This window comes from Roseivirga seohaensis subsp. aquiponti, assembly GCF_001267955.1.
Lineage (GTDB): Bacteria > Bacteroidota > Bacteroidia > Cytophagales > Cyclobacteriaceae > Roseivirga > Roseivirga seohaensis.
Map to the genome: position 1 here is coordinate 243,910 of NZ_JSVA01000004.1, position 15,432 is coordinate 259,341.

At 39.6% G+C, this 15,432-nt stretch carries 14 protein-coding genes; 2 read left to right on the forward strand and 12 right to left on the reverse strand.

The genetic code is table 11. The annotated features are described in order from the left end of the window. Positions 1 to 72 precede the first annotated feature (72 nt). The 3 genes from OB69_RS03480 to OB69_RS03490 form a co-directional block, all read right to left on the reverse strand. On the reverse strand, positions 73 to 432 hold the full coding sequence (locus OB69_RS03480; RefSeq protein ID WP_053222298.1) for a hypothetical protein: 360 nt from the start codon (positions 430 to 432) through the stop codon (positions 73 to 75). Between the two features lie 104 nt (positions 433 to 536). Then, the gene (locus OB69_RS03485; RefSeq protein WP_245620773.1) at positions 537 to 3,104 is read right to left on the reverse strand and encodes an ABC transporter permease; all 2,568 of its coding nucleotides are present in this window, start codon (positions 3,102 to 3,104) and stop codon (positions 537 to 539) included. 9 nt (positions 3,105 to 3,113) lie between these two features. Next, positions 3,114 to 3,815, reverse strand: coding sequence for an ABC transporter ATP-binding protein (locus tag OB69_RS03490; protein WP_053222299.1), 702 nt, complete (start codon positions 3,813 to 3,815; stop codon positions 3,114 to 3,116). Between the two features lie 79 nt (positions 3,816 to 3,894). Between OB69_RS03490 and OB69_RS03495 the strand changes: the two genes are divergently transcribed. Next, positions 3,895 to 4,521, forward strand: a complete 627-nt coding sequence (locus tag OB69_RS03495) for an arylesterase (protein WP_053222300.1) — start codon at positions 3,895 to 3,897, stop codon at positions 4,519 to 4,521. Positions 4,522 to 4,591: 70 nt separating this feature from the next. On the opposite strand, the gene OB69_RS03500 is transcribed toward OB69_RS03495, so the two are convergent. From OB69_RS03500 to OB69_RS03515, 4 genes are all read right to left on the reverse strand, one after another. Beyond that, the gene (locus OB69_RS03500) at positions 4,592 to 4,984 is read right to left on the reverse strand and encodes a GxxExxY protein (protein WP_053222437.1); all 393 of its coding nucleotides are present in this window, start codon (positions 4,982 to 4,984) and stop codon (positions 4,592 to 4,594) included. Between the two features lie 91 nt (positions 4,985 to 5,075). After that, positions 5,076 to 5,828 (reverse strand): carboxypeptidase-like regulatory domain-containing protein, encoded by a 753-nt coding sequence (locus tag OB69_RS03505; protein WP_157608477.1) that lies wholly within the window; start codon positions 5,826 to 5,828, stop codon positions 5,076 to 5,078. A 161-nt stretch (positions 5,829 to 5,989) separates the two neighbouring features. Then, the gene (locus tag OB69_RS03510; protein ID WP_053222302.1) at positions 5,990 to 7,618 is read right to left on the reverse strand and encodes a S8 family peptidase; all 1,629 of its coding nucleotides are present in this window, start codon (positions 7,616 to 7,618) and stop codon (positions 5,990 to 5,992) included. Between the two features lie 30 nt (positions 7,619 to 7,648). Next, positions 7,649 to 8,137, reverse strand: a complete 489-nt coding sequence (locus OB69_RS03515) for an asparaginase domain-containing protein (RefSeq protein ID WP_053222303.1) — start codon at positions 8,135 to 8,137, stop codon at positions 7,649 to 7,651. Between the two features lie 202 nt (positions 8,138 to 8,339). On the opposite strand from OB69_RS03515, the gene OB69_RS03520 reads away from it, so the two are divergent. After that, positions 8,340 to 9,842, forward strand: coding sequence for a TlpA family protein disulfide reductase (locus OB69_RS03520; RefSeq protein WP_053222304.1), 1,503 nt, complete (start codon positions 8,340 to 8,342; stop codon positions 9,840 to 9,842). A 10-nt stretch (positions 9,843 to 9,852) separates the two neighbouring features. Here OB69_RS03520 and rodA read toward each other — a convergent pair whose 3' ends face one another. Genes rodA through OB69_RS03545 form a run of 5 tightly spaced genes read right to left on the reverse strand, consistent with a single transcriptional unit; the run spans position 9,853 to position 15,401 of the window. Continuing rightward, positions 9,853 to 11,124 (reverse strand): rod shape-determining protein RodA, encoded by a 1,272-nt coding sequence (gene rodA / locus OB69_RS03525; RefSeq protein WP_053222305.1) that lies wholly within the window; start codon positions 11,122 to 11,124, stop codon positions 9,853 to 9,855. Beyond that, entirely contained in the window at positions 11,121 to 13,001 is a 1,881-nt protein-coding gene (locus OB69_RS03530) for a penicillin-binding transpeptidase domain-containing protein (RefSeq protein WP_071387073.1), read from the reverse strand. The genes rodA and OB69_RS03530 overlap by 4 nt, the downstream gene beginning before the upstream one ends. Next, positions 13,001 to 13,516 (reverse strand): rod shape-determining protein MreD, encoded by a 516-nt coding sequence (gene mreD, locus OB69_RS03535; RefSeq protein WP_053222306.1) that lies wholly within the window; start codon positions 13,514 to 13,516, stop codon positions 13,001 to 13,003. The genes OB69_RS03530 and mreD overlap by 1 nt, the downstream gene beginning before the upstream one ends. Beyond that, positions 13,509 to 14,366, reverse strand: coding sequence for a rod shape-determining protein MreC (gene mreC / locus OB69_RS03540; protein WP_053222307.1), 858 nt, complete (start codon positions 14,364 to 14,366; stop codon positions 13,509 to 13,511). Before mreC ends, mreD begins: the two co-directional genes overlap by 8 nt. Positions 14,367 to 14,372: 6 nt before the next feature. Beyond that, on the reverse strand, positions 14,373 to 15,401 hold the full coding sequence (locus OB69_RS03545) for a rod shape-determining protein (protein ID WP_053222308.1): 1,029 nt from the start codon (positions 15,399 to 15,401) through the stop codon (positions 14,373 to 14,375). Between the last annotated feature and the right edge of the window lie 31 nt (positions 15,402 to 15,432).

Below are 15,432 nucleotides of genomic sequence, written 5' to 3' on the forward strand. Positions count from 1 at the left end.
AAAAGGGTATTAAAACAGAAAGCCTCACAGTTTTCACTGTAAGGCTTTTCATATGTTACTTGTTTGTAATTATTAATTCTTTTCCTTTTTCTCAAGGTTCATGTCGAGAATCTGACCAGACTGTTTCCATTTACCTGTAAACTTGCCGTCTTTTAAAGTACCTTCATAAGTTCCACCGATGGCTTCCATCTTCAGTTTTAACACATTTTCCTTAAAGCTTACCTCGTCAAACGCTAAACCATATGCATTTTGCATTGGGCTGTCCATCGTGGCTTTTAGGGCCTTCTCGTTTTCAGTAAGATGGATTATAATTTCGAGATCGCCATTTGGAGTAACTATTTTTCCGTTCCAATCACCAATCACTTTGGAATTATCTTGAAGAGAAAAACTAAGACTTGTAAGTACGAGTAATACTGTGGTTATAAATTTCATAATTTGAGTTTTTGATTATGTCAAATGTAAACACAAAGACTGCTACAATAATCTGAAAAAAGCGCGAAAGGGAAATACAATGGTTAAATGAAATATTAAACTGGTCATTGAATTTCACTTCTAAGCACTTCTAGCGGAGATTTACTTAAAATACCTCTGCTGTTCAGTAACCCAATCAAAACCGTTAATGAAGTAATGGAAACATAAACCAGTAATACTGGAAGTACATTTGGTACGAAAGACGTTTCGAAAGTAAAGTAAGCCAAGGCCCAGCTACCCAGTAAAGCCAACATAATTCCAGAAAGCGAAGCCAAACTGCCTAATACAAAATATTCAAGGCTATTTATGGTCAAGATTTGGCGTTTGCTTCCACCTAAAGTTCTTAACAAAATGCTCTCTCTTATACGTTGAAATTTGCTCAGAATTACCGAACCAATTAAAACCAAAAGCCCCGTAACAATACTAAACAAGGCCATAAAGCGAATGACAAAAGAGATTTTGCCCAAGATTTCATCCACTGTTGTTAGAATCAAACCAATATCGATTACCGAAACGTTCGGATACTTCTTGACAATATCGCGTTGATAAAGCGCTCCTTCTTCAGTGGATTTGACTCTTGTGATCAACACATGAAATTGAGGCGCCTTTTCCAAAACTCCTTCGGGGAAGAGCACCAAGAAATTGGTTTGTACTCTTTCCCAATCAATTTCTCTAAATCCCCCCACATAGGTAGTAATAGGAACACCCTGCACATTCCAAATAAGCTCGTCACCTAGTTTGATTCGGCTACTTTCGGCATACCCCTTCTCAATGGTTACAAAAACTGAATCGCTTTCTGAATTCATCGTTCTAAATTCTCCCTCCACCAATTTCTCTGAATCAATAAGGCTATCACGGTACGTAATTCGCCATTCACGATTGAAAGCACCTGACCGATAATTCAAGGTGGAATCGGCCATTACATCGGCCAAAGTATTGCCGTTAATTTTTGATAGCCTCATGGTTACCACAGGCACTTGCTGCAATACCGGCAATCCTTGCGCTTTGGTAAAATCTGCTATTTCATCTTTCTGATACGATTGAATATCAAACAGCATCATGTTCGGACGGCCTGCATCAGTGGTAATTTCTACTTGACTGATCAACAAACCTTGAATAAAATACAGGGTGGTAACCAGCGCTGTACCCAAACCAATGGAAGCGATCAATATCGTAGTTTGGTTGTTCGGTCTATATAAATTGGCCAAACTCTGTCGCCACAGGTAACTCCAGCCCGTTGGGAAGAATTTCTTCACTGCCCACATGGCCAAACGAGCGATAAGCACCAAAAACCCAAATGCCATTAATACCGAAATGGTAAACACAAAACTGTTAGAGAGGTCTCCGATTTGTAAATAGGCAAAGCCAAAAATGAAAATGAAGATTCCTGCAAAAACCAACCACCTGAGCGGGTCTCTTGCACCGTTTTCTCCATCAGGCGTATTCCTTAAAGTGAGCAATGGAGACGCCTTTCTAATAGCCAAAAGTGGTGTAAGCGCAAAAAGGATAGACACCACAAGCCCAGTTGCAATTCCCCCTAAAATAGAAGGCCAAGAAATACTGAAGTTGACTTCTACTGGTAGAAAATCTGCAAATACTTTTGGTAAGATGGTTTGTAAAAGTGTACCTGAAAAAGCGCCAATCGTTGCCCCTATCAGCCCAATGACCCCCATTTGAATCAGGTAAATTAAAAAGGTATCTCGTCCTTTAGCACCAAGGCAGCGAAGAATCGCCACTGTTCTAATTTTCTCTTTAATATAAATATGCACTGCACTTGCTACACCCACACAGCCCAAGAGTAAGGCCACAAAAGCGACCAAGTTTAAGAAGCTGCTCAAGTCTTCAAACGTACGGCCTGTGTCTCGCTTTCTTTCCTCCACAGTATCTCCACGAATGCCCTCGGTACGCAGATACTCTCGGTCGGTTCTTAGCTGTTCATCTAGGTCAAATTCAGGATCGAGGTCGTTCAACTTGTAGAACTTCCTGTATTGAACACGGCTGCCTTTCTGAATCAGACCCGTAGCCTCCACGTATTTCATAGGAATATACACAGCAGGGGCTATCAAAGTAGCGGCCATAGACTGTGATGGCGAACTGATCAAGGCGCCTTCAATTAAGAAAGTCACCTTTCCAATTCGCACGGAATCGCCTACTTGAACATCGTATTGCACCAAAACGCTTTGGTCTACCAAAGCTTTGGCTTGTCCATCTCTAAAAGATTGCGCTGCTGATGCAGGATTAGATTCGATAACCCCATAGAAAGGAAATGCACCTTCTAAAGCTCTAACATCTACCAGTCGACTACCCTGATTTTTTGGGAAGTAAACCATGGAGGCAAAGCTGTTTTCAGATGAAACCTCATAATCGAGGGTATCTAAAAAGGGATAGTTGAAATCATCTTTGTTGGCGCTTAATTCCAGATCTGCGCCAAGTAGTTCTTTTGCTTGGCCGTTAATATCTTCTTTTAGGTTTTCGCTGAAAGAGTTAATTGCTACTAAAGCAGCAATACCAAGAATGATGGATGAAATGAACAGAAAAAGCCTCGACTTACTTTTTCGCGCATCGCGCCAAGCCATTAAAAATAACCATTTGGCAGAAGAATTCGACTGAAAATTATTTGAATTAATCCTCATCTAAAACAATCAAATTGAGGTTTCTGTATTCGCCAATTCCGAATCAAAAACCACTTGTCCGCCTTTAATTCTAATGATTCGATTGGTTTTATTTGCCAGCTCTAAATCATGCGTCACCAAAATTAAGGTGGTGCCCGCTTCTTTATTTAAACTGAAGAGCAGCTCTTCTACTTTTTCTGAAGTTTCTTCATCCAAATTACCAGTTGGTTCATCGGCAAAAAGAATTTCAGGTTGATTTGAAAAGGCCCGAGCAATTGAAATTCGCTGTTGCTCACCACCCGAAAGTTGCGTTGGATAGTGGTCGTGTCTGTTGGCCAAACCTACACGGTCGAGCAGTTCTAAAGAACGCGCTCTTATATTTTTTTCTTTTCTTAGCTCCATCGGCACCATTACATTTTCAAGCGCGGTAAGTGTAGGCAAAAGCTGAAAATTCTGGAATACAAAGCCAACATTCTGGTTACGCACTGCGGCTCTTTGGTCTTCGTTGAGGGTTTCCAAGGCGTGGCCGTTCAATACCACAGTGCCCGATGATGCTCTGTCGAGGCCAGCGCATAGCCCAAGCAAAGTAGTTTTTCCACTGCCCGAAGGTCCAACTATGGAGAAACTTGTGCCTTTTTCAATTTCAAAATTTACATTTTTGAGTACGGTTAAATTTTTGGAACCGCTTTTGTAAGATTTCGTTAGGTCTTGAACCTTCAGTATACTTGCCATGTAGTAATAGGGATATGAACATTTAAGACGTTTTTCCATCTTGAATGTTTAATGATCCTTCAATTAAGTGTAGAAACATATGATTTCAAAACTTCAACTCTTTAGTATTCTAACATTCATTGTTACGTTTTGGCTAAGCCCGAACAATCAAGAGAAGAAAAAAATCATCTTTTTTGGTGACAGTATTACGGCTGGTTATGGTATAAGCTTGGAGGAAGCCTTCCCTAACCTTATTCAGAAAAAGATAGATTCTTTGGGGCTGAATTATGAGGTGATCAACGCTGGTTTAAGTGGTGAAGCTTCGGCTGGTGGTTTAGATAGAATTGACTGGATACTACAAGGAAAGCCTGATGTTTTTGTGTTGGAATTGGGCGGAAACGATGGCTTACGGGGCTTAAGCATTCAAGAGACCGAAGCCAATTTAAAAGCCATGATCGACAAAGTACGCCAAGCCAAACCGAGCACTAAAATCCTTTTGGCGGGTATGCAGATTCCGCCTAACCTAGGGCAAGAATACACTGAATCATTCCGTAAGGTTTTTGCCAAAGTAGCGAAAGACAAAAAGGTAGATTTAATTCCTTTTCTACTTGAAAACGTGGGTGGTGAAGAAGATTTAAATCAATCGGACGGGATTCACCCTAACCGCGCAGGACATAAAATTGTAGCAGAAACTGTGTGGAGGTATTTGGAGAAGTATGTAAAGTAATGCCTAAATCGCTGACTGTATTTTTAATAACCACAAAGGACACCAAGTCTTTCACAAAGCTCACTAAGAGTTACTCATTCAAATTTCCGTTTATTACTCTTCTAATTCCATGTTTTAGTAATGCCACGTTAAAATTGATAAGCAAGCCGAGTTTATAATCACCAAGTTTCATATAAGTTAATGTTTGAGCCAAATGAACATCTGTCAAACTTTCCACACTTTTTAACTCAATAACTACCTTTCTCTTTACCAGTAAATCAATACGATACCCGCACTCTAACTTTACTTCTTCAAATACGAGTGGCATAGGTTTTTCCTTCTCAACCAATAAGCCTTCTTGTCGAAGTTTGTAGAATAAGCATTCTTTATAAGCACTCTCCAACAAACCAGGACCTAAAGCTTTGTGTACTTCTATGGCACACCCAATAATTTGATTCGCTATTTCATTCTCCGATTTATTCATCCTTAGTGCGCTTCGTGAATTCTCTGTGCCCTTTGTGGTTAAAACTATAGACATATAAGTTGTCGATAATTCAGCTCTGAAAAAATAGCTGTCAACGCCTTAAAAAAGCATCGTACCGGTTCAGTACTTTTTGTGCCAGTTGGTATTCTGAAGCACGAAGGATTTCGATATCGTAGAAGTTGCAGAACTCCATAAATTCATCAATCACACGGTCGTCTATTCGCGTAACAAATTTCACGAACTCCTTATTGAATTTAGCCTCAACGGCTTCCTTCTGTGTTTTCTCTTTTTCTTGAGCGGCCAACAGTACATTCAACTTCCGCTTCTCCATAAATTTTCGATCCAAGAAATTGAGTAAGCCAGAAATGCCAACACCTCCTTGCTCCAAGGTCTCCATCTGTGGTTTAGACCAATCCGTTTTGGGGGCATTCGGGTCTACAAAACCCAAATCCATGGGTACACGCTCAGGACGATTAAGATAAAAGTCTTTTGCAAAACCGGTTACCACCACTGAATCTAGCAAATAGGTTCCTTCTTCCAATTGAATAAATAGCCCTTCGGGGTGAGTCTCCATTAAAGAGGCTGTAATGGTAAAAGTCACGGGTTCATAGCCAATTGAAGTGATTTTTATGCTATCGTTAAGTTGTACCGGAAATTCAAACTTCCCTTCATTATCGGTAGCTACTCCCTTTTTTCGGTTCACTACCAAAACCGTTGCAAACGATATAGGCTCCAATGTGGATTTTTCCACCAGTTGACCTTTCAATACATAGTTTTCTTGCTGCTGAGCACGAAGGCCAAAGCACAAGAGGAACATACATAAGATGGTGATGGTTTTGAACACGTTACAAAGTAACGCTTGATTGATAGATAACCCTAAGCTAAAATTGGTATTTAACTTTTTTTAACCGCCCTTTCTAGCTCTTGGTGCTTGAAATAAACCAGAAAGGGCGCTTGAGAATAATTCAAGCGCCCTTTTTGTGCATTTCGTGTTTGAGCGTGGCTCTATTTCTTCTTACCTAGTTTCATAGACTCGGCCATTTTTACGGCTTCATAAGCATTGACAATTCCGCCTGATTTTGACAGTTTTGAGAAATTCACTTCTTGATTGAATGTTCCTGGTTTAGTCACTTTAGTGCCATCCAGTTTGCGAACAGACTTCATCAAAATATCTTTAAGCTGTTCTGCAGTTAAATCAGGAAAATATGAAAGTAGCATAGCTGCTACACCAGCCGTTACAGGTGATGCCATGCTTGTTCCTTGAGCATCTTGGTAACCGTTATTTGGAGCGGTTGAATATATGGCCACACCTGGCGCAAATAGGTCTACGGTTTTATCTCCGTAATTACTAAAACTACCTACAAACTGACCGTCACTGCCCCATGAAGAAGCCCCAACTTCAATCCAATTGGCCCAATCGCCATTTTTACCGAATTTATCATTTGGAAAATTGTTGGCCTCATCAATGTCTTCCCCACTATTTCCTGCTGCGTGTACCAATAAAACACCCTTTGAATTGGCATACTCTATGGCATCATATACATACTGAAGGTTAGGCGAATAGGCTTTTCCAAAACTCATATTTATAATTTTTGCTCCGTTATCTACCGCATAACGGATTGCGTTCGCAACGTCCTTATCACGCTCATCGCCATCGGGCACAGCCCTAAGTGCCATAATACTTACATTGTTGGCTACACCATCGGTTCCAATGCCGTTTCCTCTGGAAGCCGCAATAATTCCAGCTACATGAGTTCCATGAAAGTTGTCGGTTCCTTTACCAATAACATCGTTGTTTCCATAACCTTTCTCTGCAAGGTTATTTGGGTCATCACCTACTATTTCTCTTGCATCATATTCCAAGCTATAAGAGTACTTTGCATTCGCTTCCATTTCAGCCAAATCCATATTGATTAAAACCAACACACTATCCAACGACATTTCTTCATCAATAGATTGTAAAATCTGAATCATGTAGTTTTTCCCTAAGTCGATTACTGCATCATCCGATTCTATTTCTGATAAAGTTGCAACCGTCACTTCTTCCACATCCATATAGGCTTCAAACAGTTTATTAAAACGCTCAATTTGGCGTGCTAAACTTCCATACTGCTCAAATTCCATTTGTGCTTTGGTATGAGCTTCTTCAAATTCACTCTTTACTTTTTGCCAAGTAATAAACTCTTCCTTGTCTTTTTTATCAATATCCTTAAGCTCTTTACCTTCGTACTTTTCGCTCAGAATTTTATAGTACCGAGTTACTTCATAGCTATCCTTACCCACGTTACGACCATCTTTTCCGCCAATGAAATTCCAGCCGTGAACATCGTCTATGTAGCCATTGTTATCATCGTCAATTCCGTTATTTGGGATTTCGCCTGGATTGGTCCAAATCACATCTTTAAGGTCTTCGTGTTCGATATCAATGCCTGAGTCGATTACCGCAACGATTACTTTTTGAGAGGTTTTACCTTTTAATAACTCATAGGCCTTTTCGGTACTCACCCCATTCACTTTGTTTTCAACTGGGTCAAGGTTGAACCAGTTTTTCGGAGGTGTTTGTAAAAGCCCTTGCTGGGCAAAGCTTGAAAGCGATACCAACAAGAGTACCACCCATATTGTATATTTTTTCATCTGTATATTTTCTAGTTTTTAAATATAGTATTAGCGCTGTTGAAACCTTCCCGTTTTTTCATTTTTATAACATTGGCCTGGGGGAATCAGCAGGCCATTCATGGCAATAAACGTGCCTTCTGATATATTATTGAGGCCGCCAACTGCCACGCCAATATTAAAATCTGCATCGGAATTCGAAAATCTTTCAGGCCTATACGCTGCGGTAAGTATAATGGTTTTTCCTTTTATCTGACCAATCACTTTGGCCGTTTCAACCAGTGTATCAGATCCGTGAGTTATGACAATTTTTGCATACTCAGACGCCATACAATAGTCTCGAATTTTGCTTCTGTCTTGATCAGTCATGTCAAGGCTATCTTTTTTCATGAGGCTTACAATTTCATAGTCAAAGCCAAGAAAATTCCGTTCTAGAATTCGCGAAATGGCAGGTTCTCCAATTTCAAATGCATATCCCTTATTCAGTTTTGGATAGTCTTTATCTATAGTGCCTCCCGCTTGAATAAACAGTACTTTCATAAATGAAAGCTAATAGATTTTTAAACGCTTTGCTAGTAGAGTTGAACCCTTATTGTTCAATAGGTTAAATTCTCTTCATGTAAATACTAAAATTCACCAATAATAAAAACTAACCTTCTCCAAAACTTAAGTTTTAGTTGTATATTCCAAGGCGTTTAAAACCAATTAAACGGCAGTGTTACTTCAGATCAATTTAAACAATATGAAGGGTATCCGTAAGCTAAGTTTAGCGTTTATCATTTGCTTAAGTTTTGGTTGTAAGCAGAAGGCCGTTATTGAAGAGGTTATTATTCCAGAAAAAAATGAAGTCACCTTTTTTGTTGATAACTATAGTGATTCGCCTATCAGAATCAGGTTTTTCAGAAGTATAGCCGATAGCCTTGAGGCGGACTATTATGCTTACCAAGGAAAAGATACGCTTTACATTCCCATTTATCAGCCAGAAGTCGTTCTTATAAGCCATAAGAGCATTTATAGCGATACTCTTTATGTGGCTAAAGGTGATTCAATTCGTGTTCTGTTGCCACAAAGTGGAGAAGCCTTTCAATTAAGTGGTGGCAAAAAGAGCATATCAACATCAAGCTCTAAACAGGCATACCTCGACTCGCTATATAGGTTCTACACGATTTCAAACAACAAATTTAAACCTATCGAGATCAACTCAGATTTTGAAAAAATAAACCTTGGGTTTCCACTCACTCTCAATAAAGATCTGCTTAAAACCAACCCAGATGCGTTTAATTTACTTGTTGAAGGTCTTTTGGATAAACTTTCGGAACAAAGAATAGAACAAGAGGGGACTTCTGGATTGAGTGACTTGAATGAACTTAAACTAGACTTAGAAAAAAGAATGGCCTTTTATAGACTAATGAGCCTTCTGCGCTGGACAAAAAGTCAAGAAATCAGAAGCAAGGCTTTCTCTTCTGATTTGTTCACTAGTGAGTTTATAATTAACAGTCGTTTTGGCATGGGTTATTTTCAAAATTTTATCATACAAGTAGTGCTAGAAGGTAAAACTGATCGCAGTAGGTCAATGGAATACATCAATTACAAAGAGGCTTACGATAAACTTCCCAACCATATGCCTGAAGGAGAACTTTTGAAGTTAGGCCGAGAAACATCGTTATTTAAGATGGTGGAATATAAGGAGCCGTATGTTGAAATCTCCGATTACCTGAATGAGTATATGATGACTTATCAGGACTCTACTTTTTTAGAAGAGTTTACTGAGCAATTCCTTTTGGGCTATGAAAAGCAAATCAATGAGAAAGTTGGATTGAACTTGTTAAAAGCAGACGGCAGTGTAATCCGATTCCAAGACATTTTAATCCAACACAAAGGCAAAGTAATCTACATTGACTATTGGGCGAGCTGGTGCGCGCCATGTATAGAGGCCATGCCTTATGCTGAAGCGCTTAGAAAAGAGTATGCAAATGAGGATATCGTTTTCGTTTACCTCTCTTCCGACAACGACCAAAGTGCGTGGAAAAAGGCCGCTGAAAAATATGGACTCAGTAATTATGAAAATAGCTTTCTTAGCTTAAACCACAGCAATTCAGAGTTTATAAAAGCACTTCAAATACAGTCAATTCCTCGGTACTTAATTTATGATGCCAATGGACGTTTGGTAGAAAAAAATGCGCCAGGGCCAAAAGACCCGTCTATTAAAGAAATGTTGGAGAAGTATATTGAAGCACAAGATTAGTAAAACATAATCACCTCGAAAGCACCTGAGTTCTGTGCATGTCCATTTTAAGGAGTACAAAAAGCATTATAGTGAATGACCAAAGGGATGAGCCTCCATAGCTAAAGAAGGGCAGCGGAATACCCACCACAGGAAACAAGCCAATGGTCATGGCTATATTAATGGTGAAGTGAAAGAAGATAATTGCAGCAACGGAATAGCCATAAAAGCGTGCAAATTTAAACTTCTGCCGTTCAGCAATTACTGTGATCCTAATCATCAGAAAAACAAATAATGCAATCACCACGAAGCTTCCAAGCCAACCGTGTTCCTCGGCCAAAGTGCTAAAAATAAAGTCGGTACTTTGTTCTGGTACGTAACCGTATTTGGTTTGTGTTCCTTCTAAAAAACCTTTGCCAGAAAAGCCGCCTGAGCCAATGGCAATTTTAGATTGATTAAGATTATAACCCGCCCCTAAAGGATCTACCGAATTGGAATCGAAGATGACAAGGATTCTATCTTTTTGGTATTTCGGCACAAGATTTTCAAAAGCATAACCGAAGCCATAGGAGAACCCCACACTGAGAAGAATCAACAGCGAGGTAATTACAATATTCGAAACGGACCGTGATGTTACTACAATCCAAATTATGCCCACAACAAGAACAATGATAATTATAGTAGTAATTGGTAATAAAAGTGTAAGCACCCCAAGCAATGCAAATGAACCTGCTACTATTAAATAAATAGCAGGCAAGCCTTCTCTAAAAAGCGGAAGAACAAAAGCAAAGTACACTAACGATGAGCCCAAATCGGGTTGAAGCATTATAAATCCAACCGGTAAGAAGATGATGAAGAAGGCCATCAACTGATGTTTGAATTCGGTAAGCTTAACGTTATTGTTAGAAATATACCTAGCCAGCAAAAGTGCAGTGGCCAACTTGGTAAATTCTGAAGGTTGAAGTCGAAAAATTCCTAAGTCGAACCAAGCCCTTGCTCCGTTAATTTTAGCTCCAAAGACTAAAACTGCCATCAGCAAGAGGATAAATAGTGAGTAGAGATAAGGCGCAAAAGATTCGTAAATACGAAAATCCATCAGGAGGATGACAATAATGAGTATTACCGAACCACCAATGAATAAAAGCTGTCGGCCTGAACTTAGGCTTACATCGAAAATATTAAAAGCAGTTTCAGGGTCGTAAACCGATGCGAAAATATTGAACCAGCCCATCACCACAAGAATGATGTACAGGAAAACAATGGGCCAATCTAGGTTTTTTAATATGGAGTCTCTTCTTCTCACTGTTGCTCTAAGGCAATCTTTCTAGCCTTTTCCTGTTTCTTTCTTTCTATTTCTCTTTTCTGTTCTTCGTCTAAGAAGTCACCTTTGAGCACATACTCCTCTCTATTTCTCCAGTCCTTTTCTATATAACCCTTAAGGTACATTTCCATTACAAGACTGGCGGTGGTAGCTGCGGCTCGTCCGCCCCAACCGGCATTTTCGATATACACCGCAATGGCAATTTTTGGATCATCTACTGGTGCAAAAGCCATAAATACGGAATGGTCTAAGGTCTCGTCTTTCGCTCCATTTTCAGCCGTTCCGGTTTTACTAGCAATTACAATATCCTTAATAGGTGCTCTAGTAGTAGCTTGAGCCGAACGTTTCATTCCCTCAATAATAGCTGGGTAATAATCGGAGCCTTTTCCTGTATACTTCTTTTCAAATTGCTTTAAAGTTACGGTACCGTCTTTCTCAAACCCCTTTACTAAATGCGGCTGTATGTAATAGCCACGATTGGCGATAATAGCAGCTAGATTAGCCACCTGTAATGGAGTAACCAATATTTCTCCTTGACCTATTGATAAGGATTGAACCGTGCTATAGCCCCAGTTCTTGTTTACATAAATCTTATCGTAATAATCAACATCGGGTATTAGGCCAGAAGCCTCTCCGGGGATGTCGATACCCAACGGAGCACCAAAGCCAAATTTCTTTACGGCATCTGCCCACAGCGCTAGACCTATTCTTGAATCAGCAATATAATTAGGGTTCTTTCTTTGAACTACTAGCCTCCTCATTACTTCAAGAAAATAGTTGTTAGAAGACTTTTCAATACCTCTGGCTACATCATAGTAGCCTGCTGGGGCGTGGTCGCCAATTCCACTTAAATCAACATAGATTTGTTCATTCGGTTTAATCACTCCTTCATCTAAAGCAATAAGTGCCTGAACCGTTTTAAATACCGAGCCCGCAGGGTAAGTAGCCATATGCGCCCTATTGAATAAAAGTTTAGCGCTGTCTGATGCTATTTTTCCGTAGTTCTTACCAAACTCTCTTCCCGACAACATTTTTGGCTCATAAGTGGGGGCGGTAGCCATTACCAATACTTCCCCTGTGGAAGGGTCTATTGCAACAATACTCCCTGTTTTGCCTTTAAGTAGCTTTTCAGCATAGGTCTGTAATTCTAAATCAATAGTGGTGATTAGGTTTGTACCTGGTACAGAAACGGTGTCGAGCGCTCCATCTTTAAAGGAGCCCTTTTCAATTCCTCTTACATTTACTTGTTTATAGCTTACCCCTCGTTTACCACTTAAGAGTCTTTCATATTGCTCTTCTAAACCCGTAATTCCAATATTATCGCCCGATCTGTAATAGCCAGTAGTATCTCTGTCTAATTGACGTCTGCTAATTTCACCTGTATAGCCAAGCTCGTTGGCCAAAACTGGACTAGTGTAGCCTCTTACTGTTCTTGGGTTTACAAAAAAACCGCTGTATTTATAAAGTAGATCTTGAATTTTACCGTATTCCTCATGCGATATTTTCTTTAGAAATACAGAGGGTTTCACTCGCGAATACGTCCTCGCGGTTTTCATGTTCTCCAAAAAAACTTCTTTTTCTATTCCCAAGAGCTCGCAAAACTCGGTGGTATCGGCAATAGCAACATCTTTTGGAACGACCATGAGGTCGTAGACGGGTTCGTTATAAACTATGAGTTGTTTATTTCTATCGTAAATAAGGCCGCGAAAAGGGTATTGAACAATGGGCTGAATAATATTTCGCTCGGCCTTGGTTCTGTAATCTTTATCTAATACCTGAATAGCAAACAATTTGATCAGAAAAACTAATCCAATCAAAACAAACGCACCTTGTATAATATACCTTCTGTTGTCCCACATTACCGCTTCGCCTTAGAGTAAAAAAGATACTGAATAGCGATCATAAAAACCAGTGAGATAAGAGCCGTAACGGCAGACTTAAGGATTGAAATCCCTACCAGCTGGTTTCCTCCTGATTCAATTAAGAATACGGTTAAAGCATGAATAAAGATTAAAGGTAGCGCGTAGATAACAAACCAACCAAGACCGTAATTGGTAATCATCGGCAAATCATTAACTTCATAGCCACTTCTAGGCTTATTCCATTTCATCCAATAAGGACGAAGAAACGTTATCAGAACGCAGGCAAAAGCATGAATACCAAGCGTATTATAAAATAAATCGACAATTAGGCCTGCTATTAACCCAATGATCATAGCCGAGGCGAAGCCAATTTCTAAAGGTAGGAATAGCAAAAACATAAGGTATAGAAAGCAAAACCCAATACCGAAAATCACAAAGTATTTCAGAATTAGTACCTGAAAAATCATCAGCAGGATTGCTGTAACAGTCAATATGATCAGGTTTCTACTCATTAAAGTCTACAGGGTTGTTTATTAAAGAAACTGAGTCCTCTTCCTCCTTATATATATTCTCTATAACATACACATAGGCCAGTGTTCCAAAGTCCACACTTAAGGATACTTCGATTTCCAAATCGCGCTGATTAGGGTCGGGCTTAACACTGGCCACAGTTCCAATCATAATATCCTTTGGGTAAACAGCATTAAAGCTAGAAGTCACAACCGTATCGCCCACTTGAACATTATCTTCTCTAGTAATGTATAAGAGTTTTGCTACCCTTGGGTTACGCCCATCACCATCCCACTGAATAGTGGCCGTTCTGTTTGAATTCTTAAGTTTAGCCGAAACTTGATTTCTGGAATTCAGTAGCGAAATACCGCTAGAGTAGTTTTTAGATACTGTTCTAATTTTACCCACTACCCCCTTCTGACTAATCACACCCATGCCCGTCTTAATACCATCATTACTTCCTTTATTAATTTTAAAGAAGTTATGACTTAAGCGAATGGAATTGTCTACGATTTCGGCAGCAATTAGTCTGTAATGTACCGCATCAGTAGTATCGGTATCAATATCAAAGGTTTTGAGCGAATCTAATGGGGTTTCCGTTAGCTGTAACAACAGTGTTCGCAACCTGGCGTTTTCTTCGGCCAAATCGCTATTCACCTTTTTTAAGCTAAAGTAATCGCTTATGTTATTCGTTCTTTCATTAATATTTCCAACAAAGCCAGAGGCCACACTGAAGTACGCTGCTCTTTGGTAATTGTTATTTCGAACAATGATCCAAATACATAGTACCTCTAGGGTTAGAAATGTAAAAAACGCTCGGTATTTATAAAGAAAAGAAAATAACTGACCCATTCATTATTAAGTCATTAACACCGCTCTATATTGATCAATGTTTTTTAAGGCTTCGCCTGTTCCGCGCACTACTGCTCTTAACGGATCGTCTGCAATATGAATTGGAAGTTTAGTTTTCAAGGCCAAACGTCTATCCAAACCTTTAAGCATTGCTCCACCACCTGTCAAGTGAATCCCACGATCATAAATATCGGCAGAAAGTTCTGGTGGTGAAATTTCAAGGGCTTTCAATACAGCTTCCTCAATTTTAGAAACAGACTTATCTAGCGCGAAAGCGATTTCAGAATATGAAATTTTAATCACCTTAGGAATTCCTGTCATTAAATCACGACCTCGGATTTCGTAATCGTCTGGTGCATCGTCTAATTCTGTTAAGGCTGACCCAATGGCGATTTTCACCTTTTCTGCAGATCGCTCTCCAATCAAAAGGTTGTGCTGTCTTCTCATGTAGTCGAGAATATCCTTGGTAAAGGTATCTCCTGCTACTCTAATGGATTGGTCGCAAACAATTCCTGAAAGGGCAATTACCGCAATTTCGGTTGTACCCCCTCCAATATCTACAATCATTGAGCCCATTGGCTCGTCAATCTTTATTCCTGTACCAATGGCCGCAGCAATTGGTTCGTAAATCATGTATACCTCTTTGGCGTTCGCATGTTCGGCCGAATCTCGAACAGCCCTTTTTTCTACTTCGGTAATTCCAGAAGGGATACAAATCACCATTCGGTGCGATGACGGCATAAAGCTTCTTCGCTTTAAGTCAATCATTTTGATCATTCCTTTGATCATCAGTTCGGCAGCTTCGAAATCGGCAATTACACCGTCTTTCAAAGGGCGAATGGTTTTGATGTTTTCATGCGTTTTTTCGTGCATGTTCATTGCATCTCTACCTATGGCCAACACCTTGTTGGTATTTCTATCGATAGCAATAATAGACGGTTCGTCTACAACGATTTTATCTTTATGTATGATCAGGGTATTTGCTGTACCCAAGTCAATTGCAATATCACTTGTCAGAAAGTCGAAAAAGCCCATATTCAGTCTTGTCTCCTATATTTTATATCCT

Excerpts from the sequence above, each read along its gene's own strand:
- OB69_RS03515 (WP_053222303.1), bottom strand. The coding sequence starts at position 8,137 with ATGAAAGTACTGTTTATTCAAGCGGGAGGCACTATAGATAAAGACTAT.
- OB69_RS03545 (WP_053222308.1), bottom strand. The coding sequence starts at position 15,401 with ATGGGCTTTTTCGACTTTCTGACAAGTGATATTGCAATTGACTTGGGT.
- mreC (WP_053222307.1), bottom strand. The coding sequence starts at position 14,366 with ATGGGTCAGTTATTTTCTTTTCTTTATAAATACCGAGCGTTTTTTACA.
- OB69_RS03520 (WP_053222304.1), top strand. The coding sequence starts at position 8,340 with ATGAAGGGTATCCGTAAGCTAAGTTTAGCGTTTATCATTTGCTTAAGT.
- OB69_RS03485 (WP_245620773.1), bottom strand. The coding sequence starts at position 3,104 with ATGAGGATTAATTCAAATAATTTTCAGTCGAATTCTTCTGCCAAATGG.
- OB69_RS03490 (WP_053222299.1), bottom strand. The coding sequence starts at position 3,815 with ATGGCAAGTATACTGAAGGTTCAAGACCTAACGAAATCTTACAAAAGC.
- OB69_RS03500 (WP_053222437.1), bottom strand. The coding sequence starts at position 4,984 with ATGAATAAATCGGAGAATGAAATAGCGAATCAAATTATTGGGTGTGCC.
- OB69_RS03495 (WP_053222300.1), top strand. The coding sequence starts at position 3,895 with ATGATTTCAAAACTTCAACTCTTTAGTATTCTAACATTCATTGTTACG.
- OB69_RS03510 (WP_053222302.1), bottom strand. The coding sequence starts at position 7,618 with ATGAAAAAATATACAATATGGGTGGTACTCTTGTTGGTATCGCTTTCA.
- OB69_RS03530 (WP_071387073.1), bottom strand. The coding sequence starts at position 13,001 with ATGTGGGACAACAGAAGGTATATTATACAAGGTGCGTTTGTTTTGATT.
- OB69_RS03480 (WP_053222298.1), bottom strand. The coding sequence starts at position 432 with ATGAAATTTATAACCACAGTATTACTCGTACTTACAAGTCTTAGTTTT.
- mreD (WP_053222306.1), bottom strand. The coding sequence starts at position 13,516 with ATGAGTAGAAACCTGATCATATTGACTGTTACAGCAATCCTGCTGATG.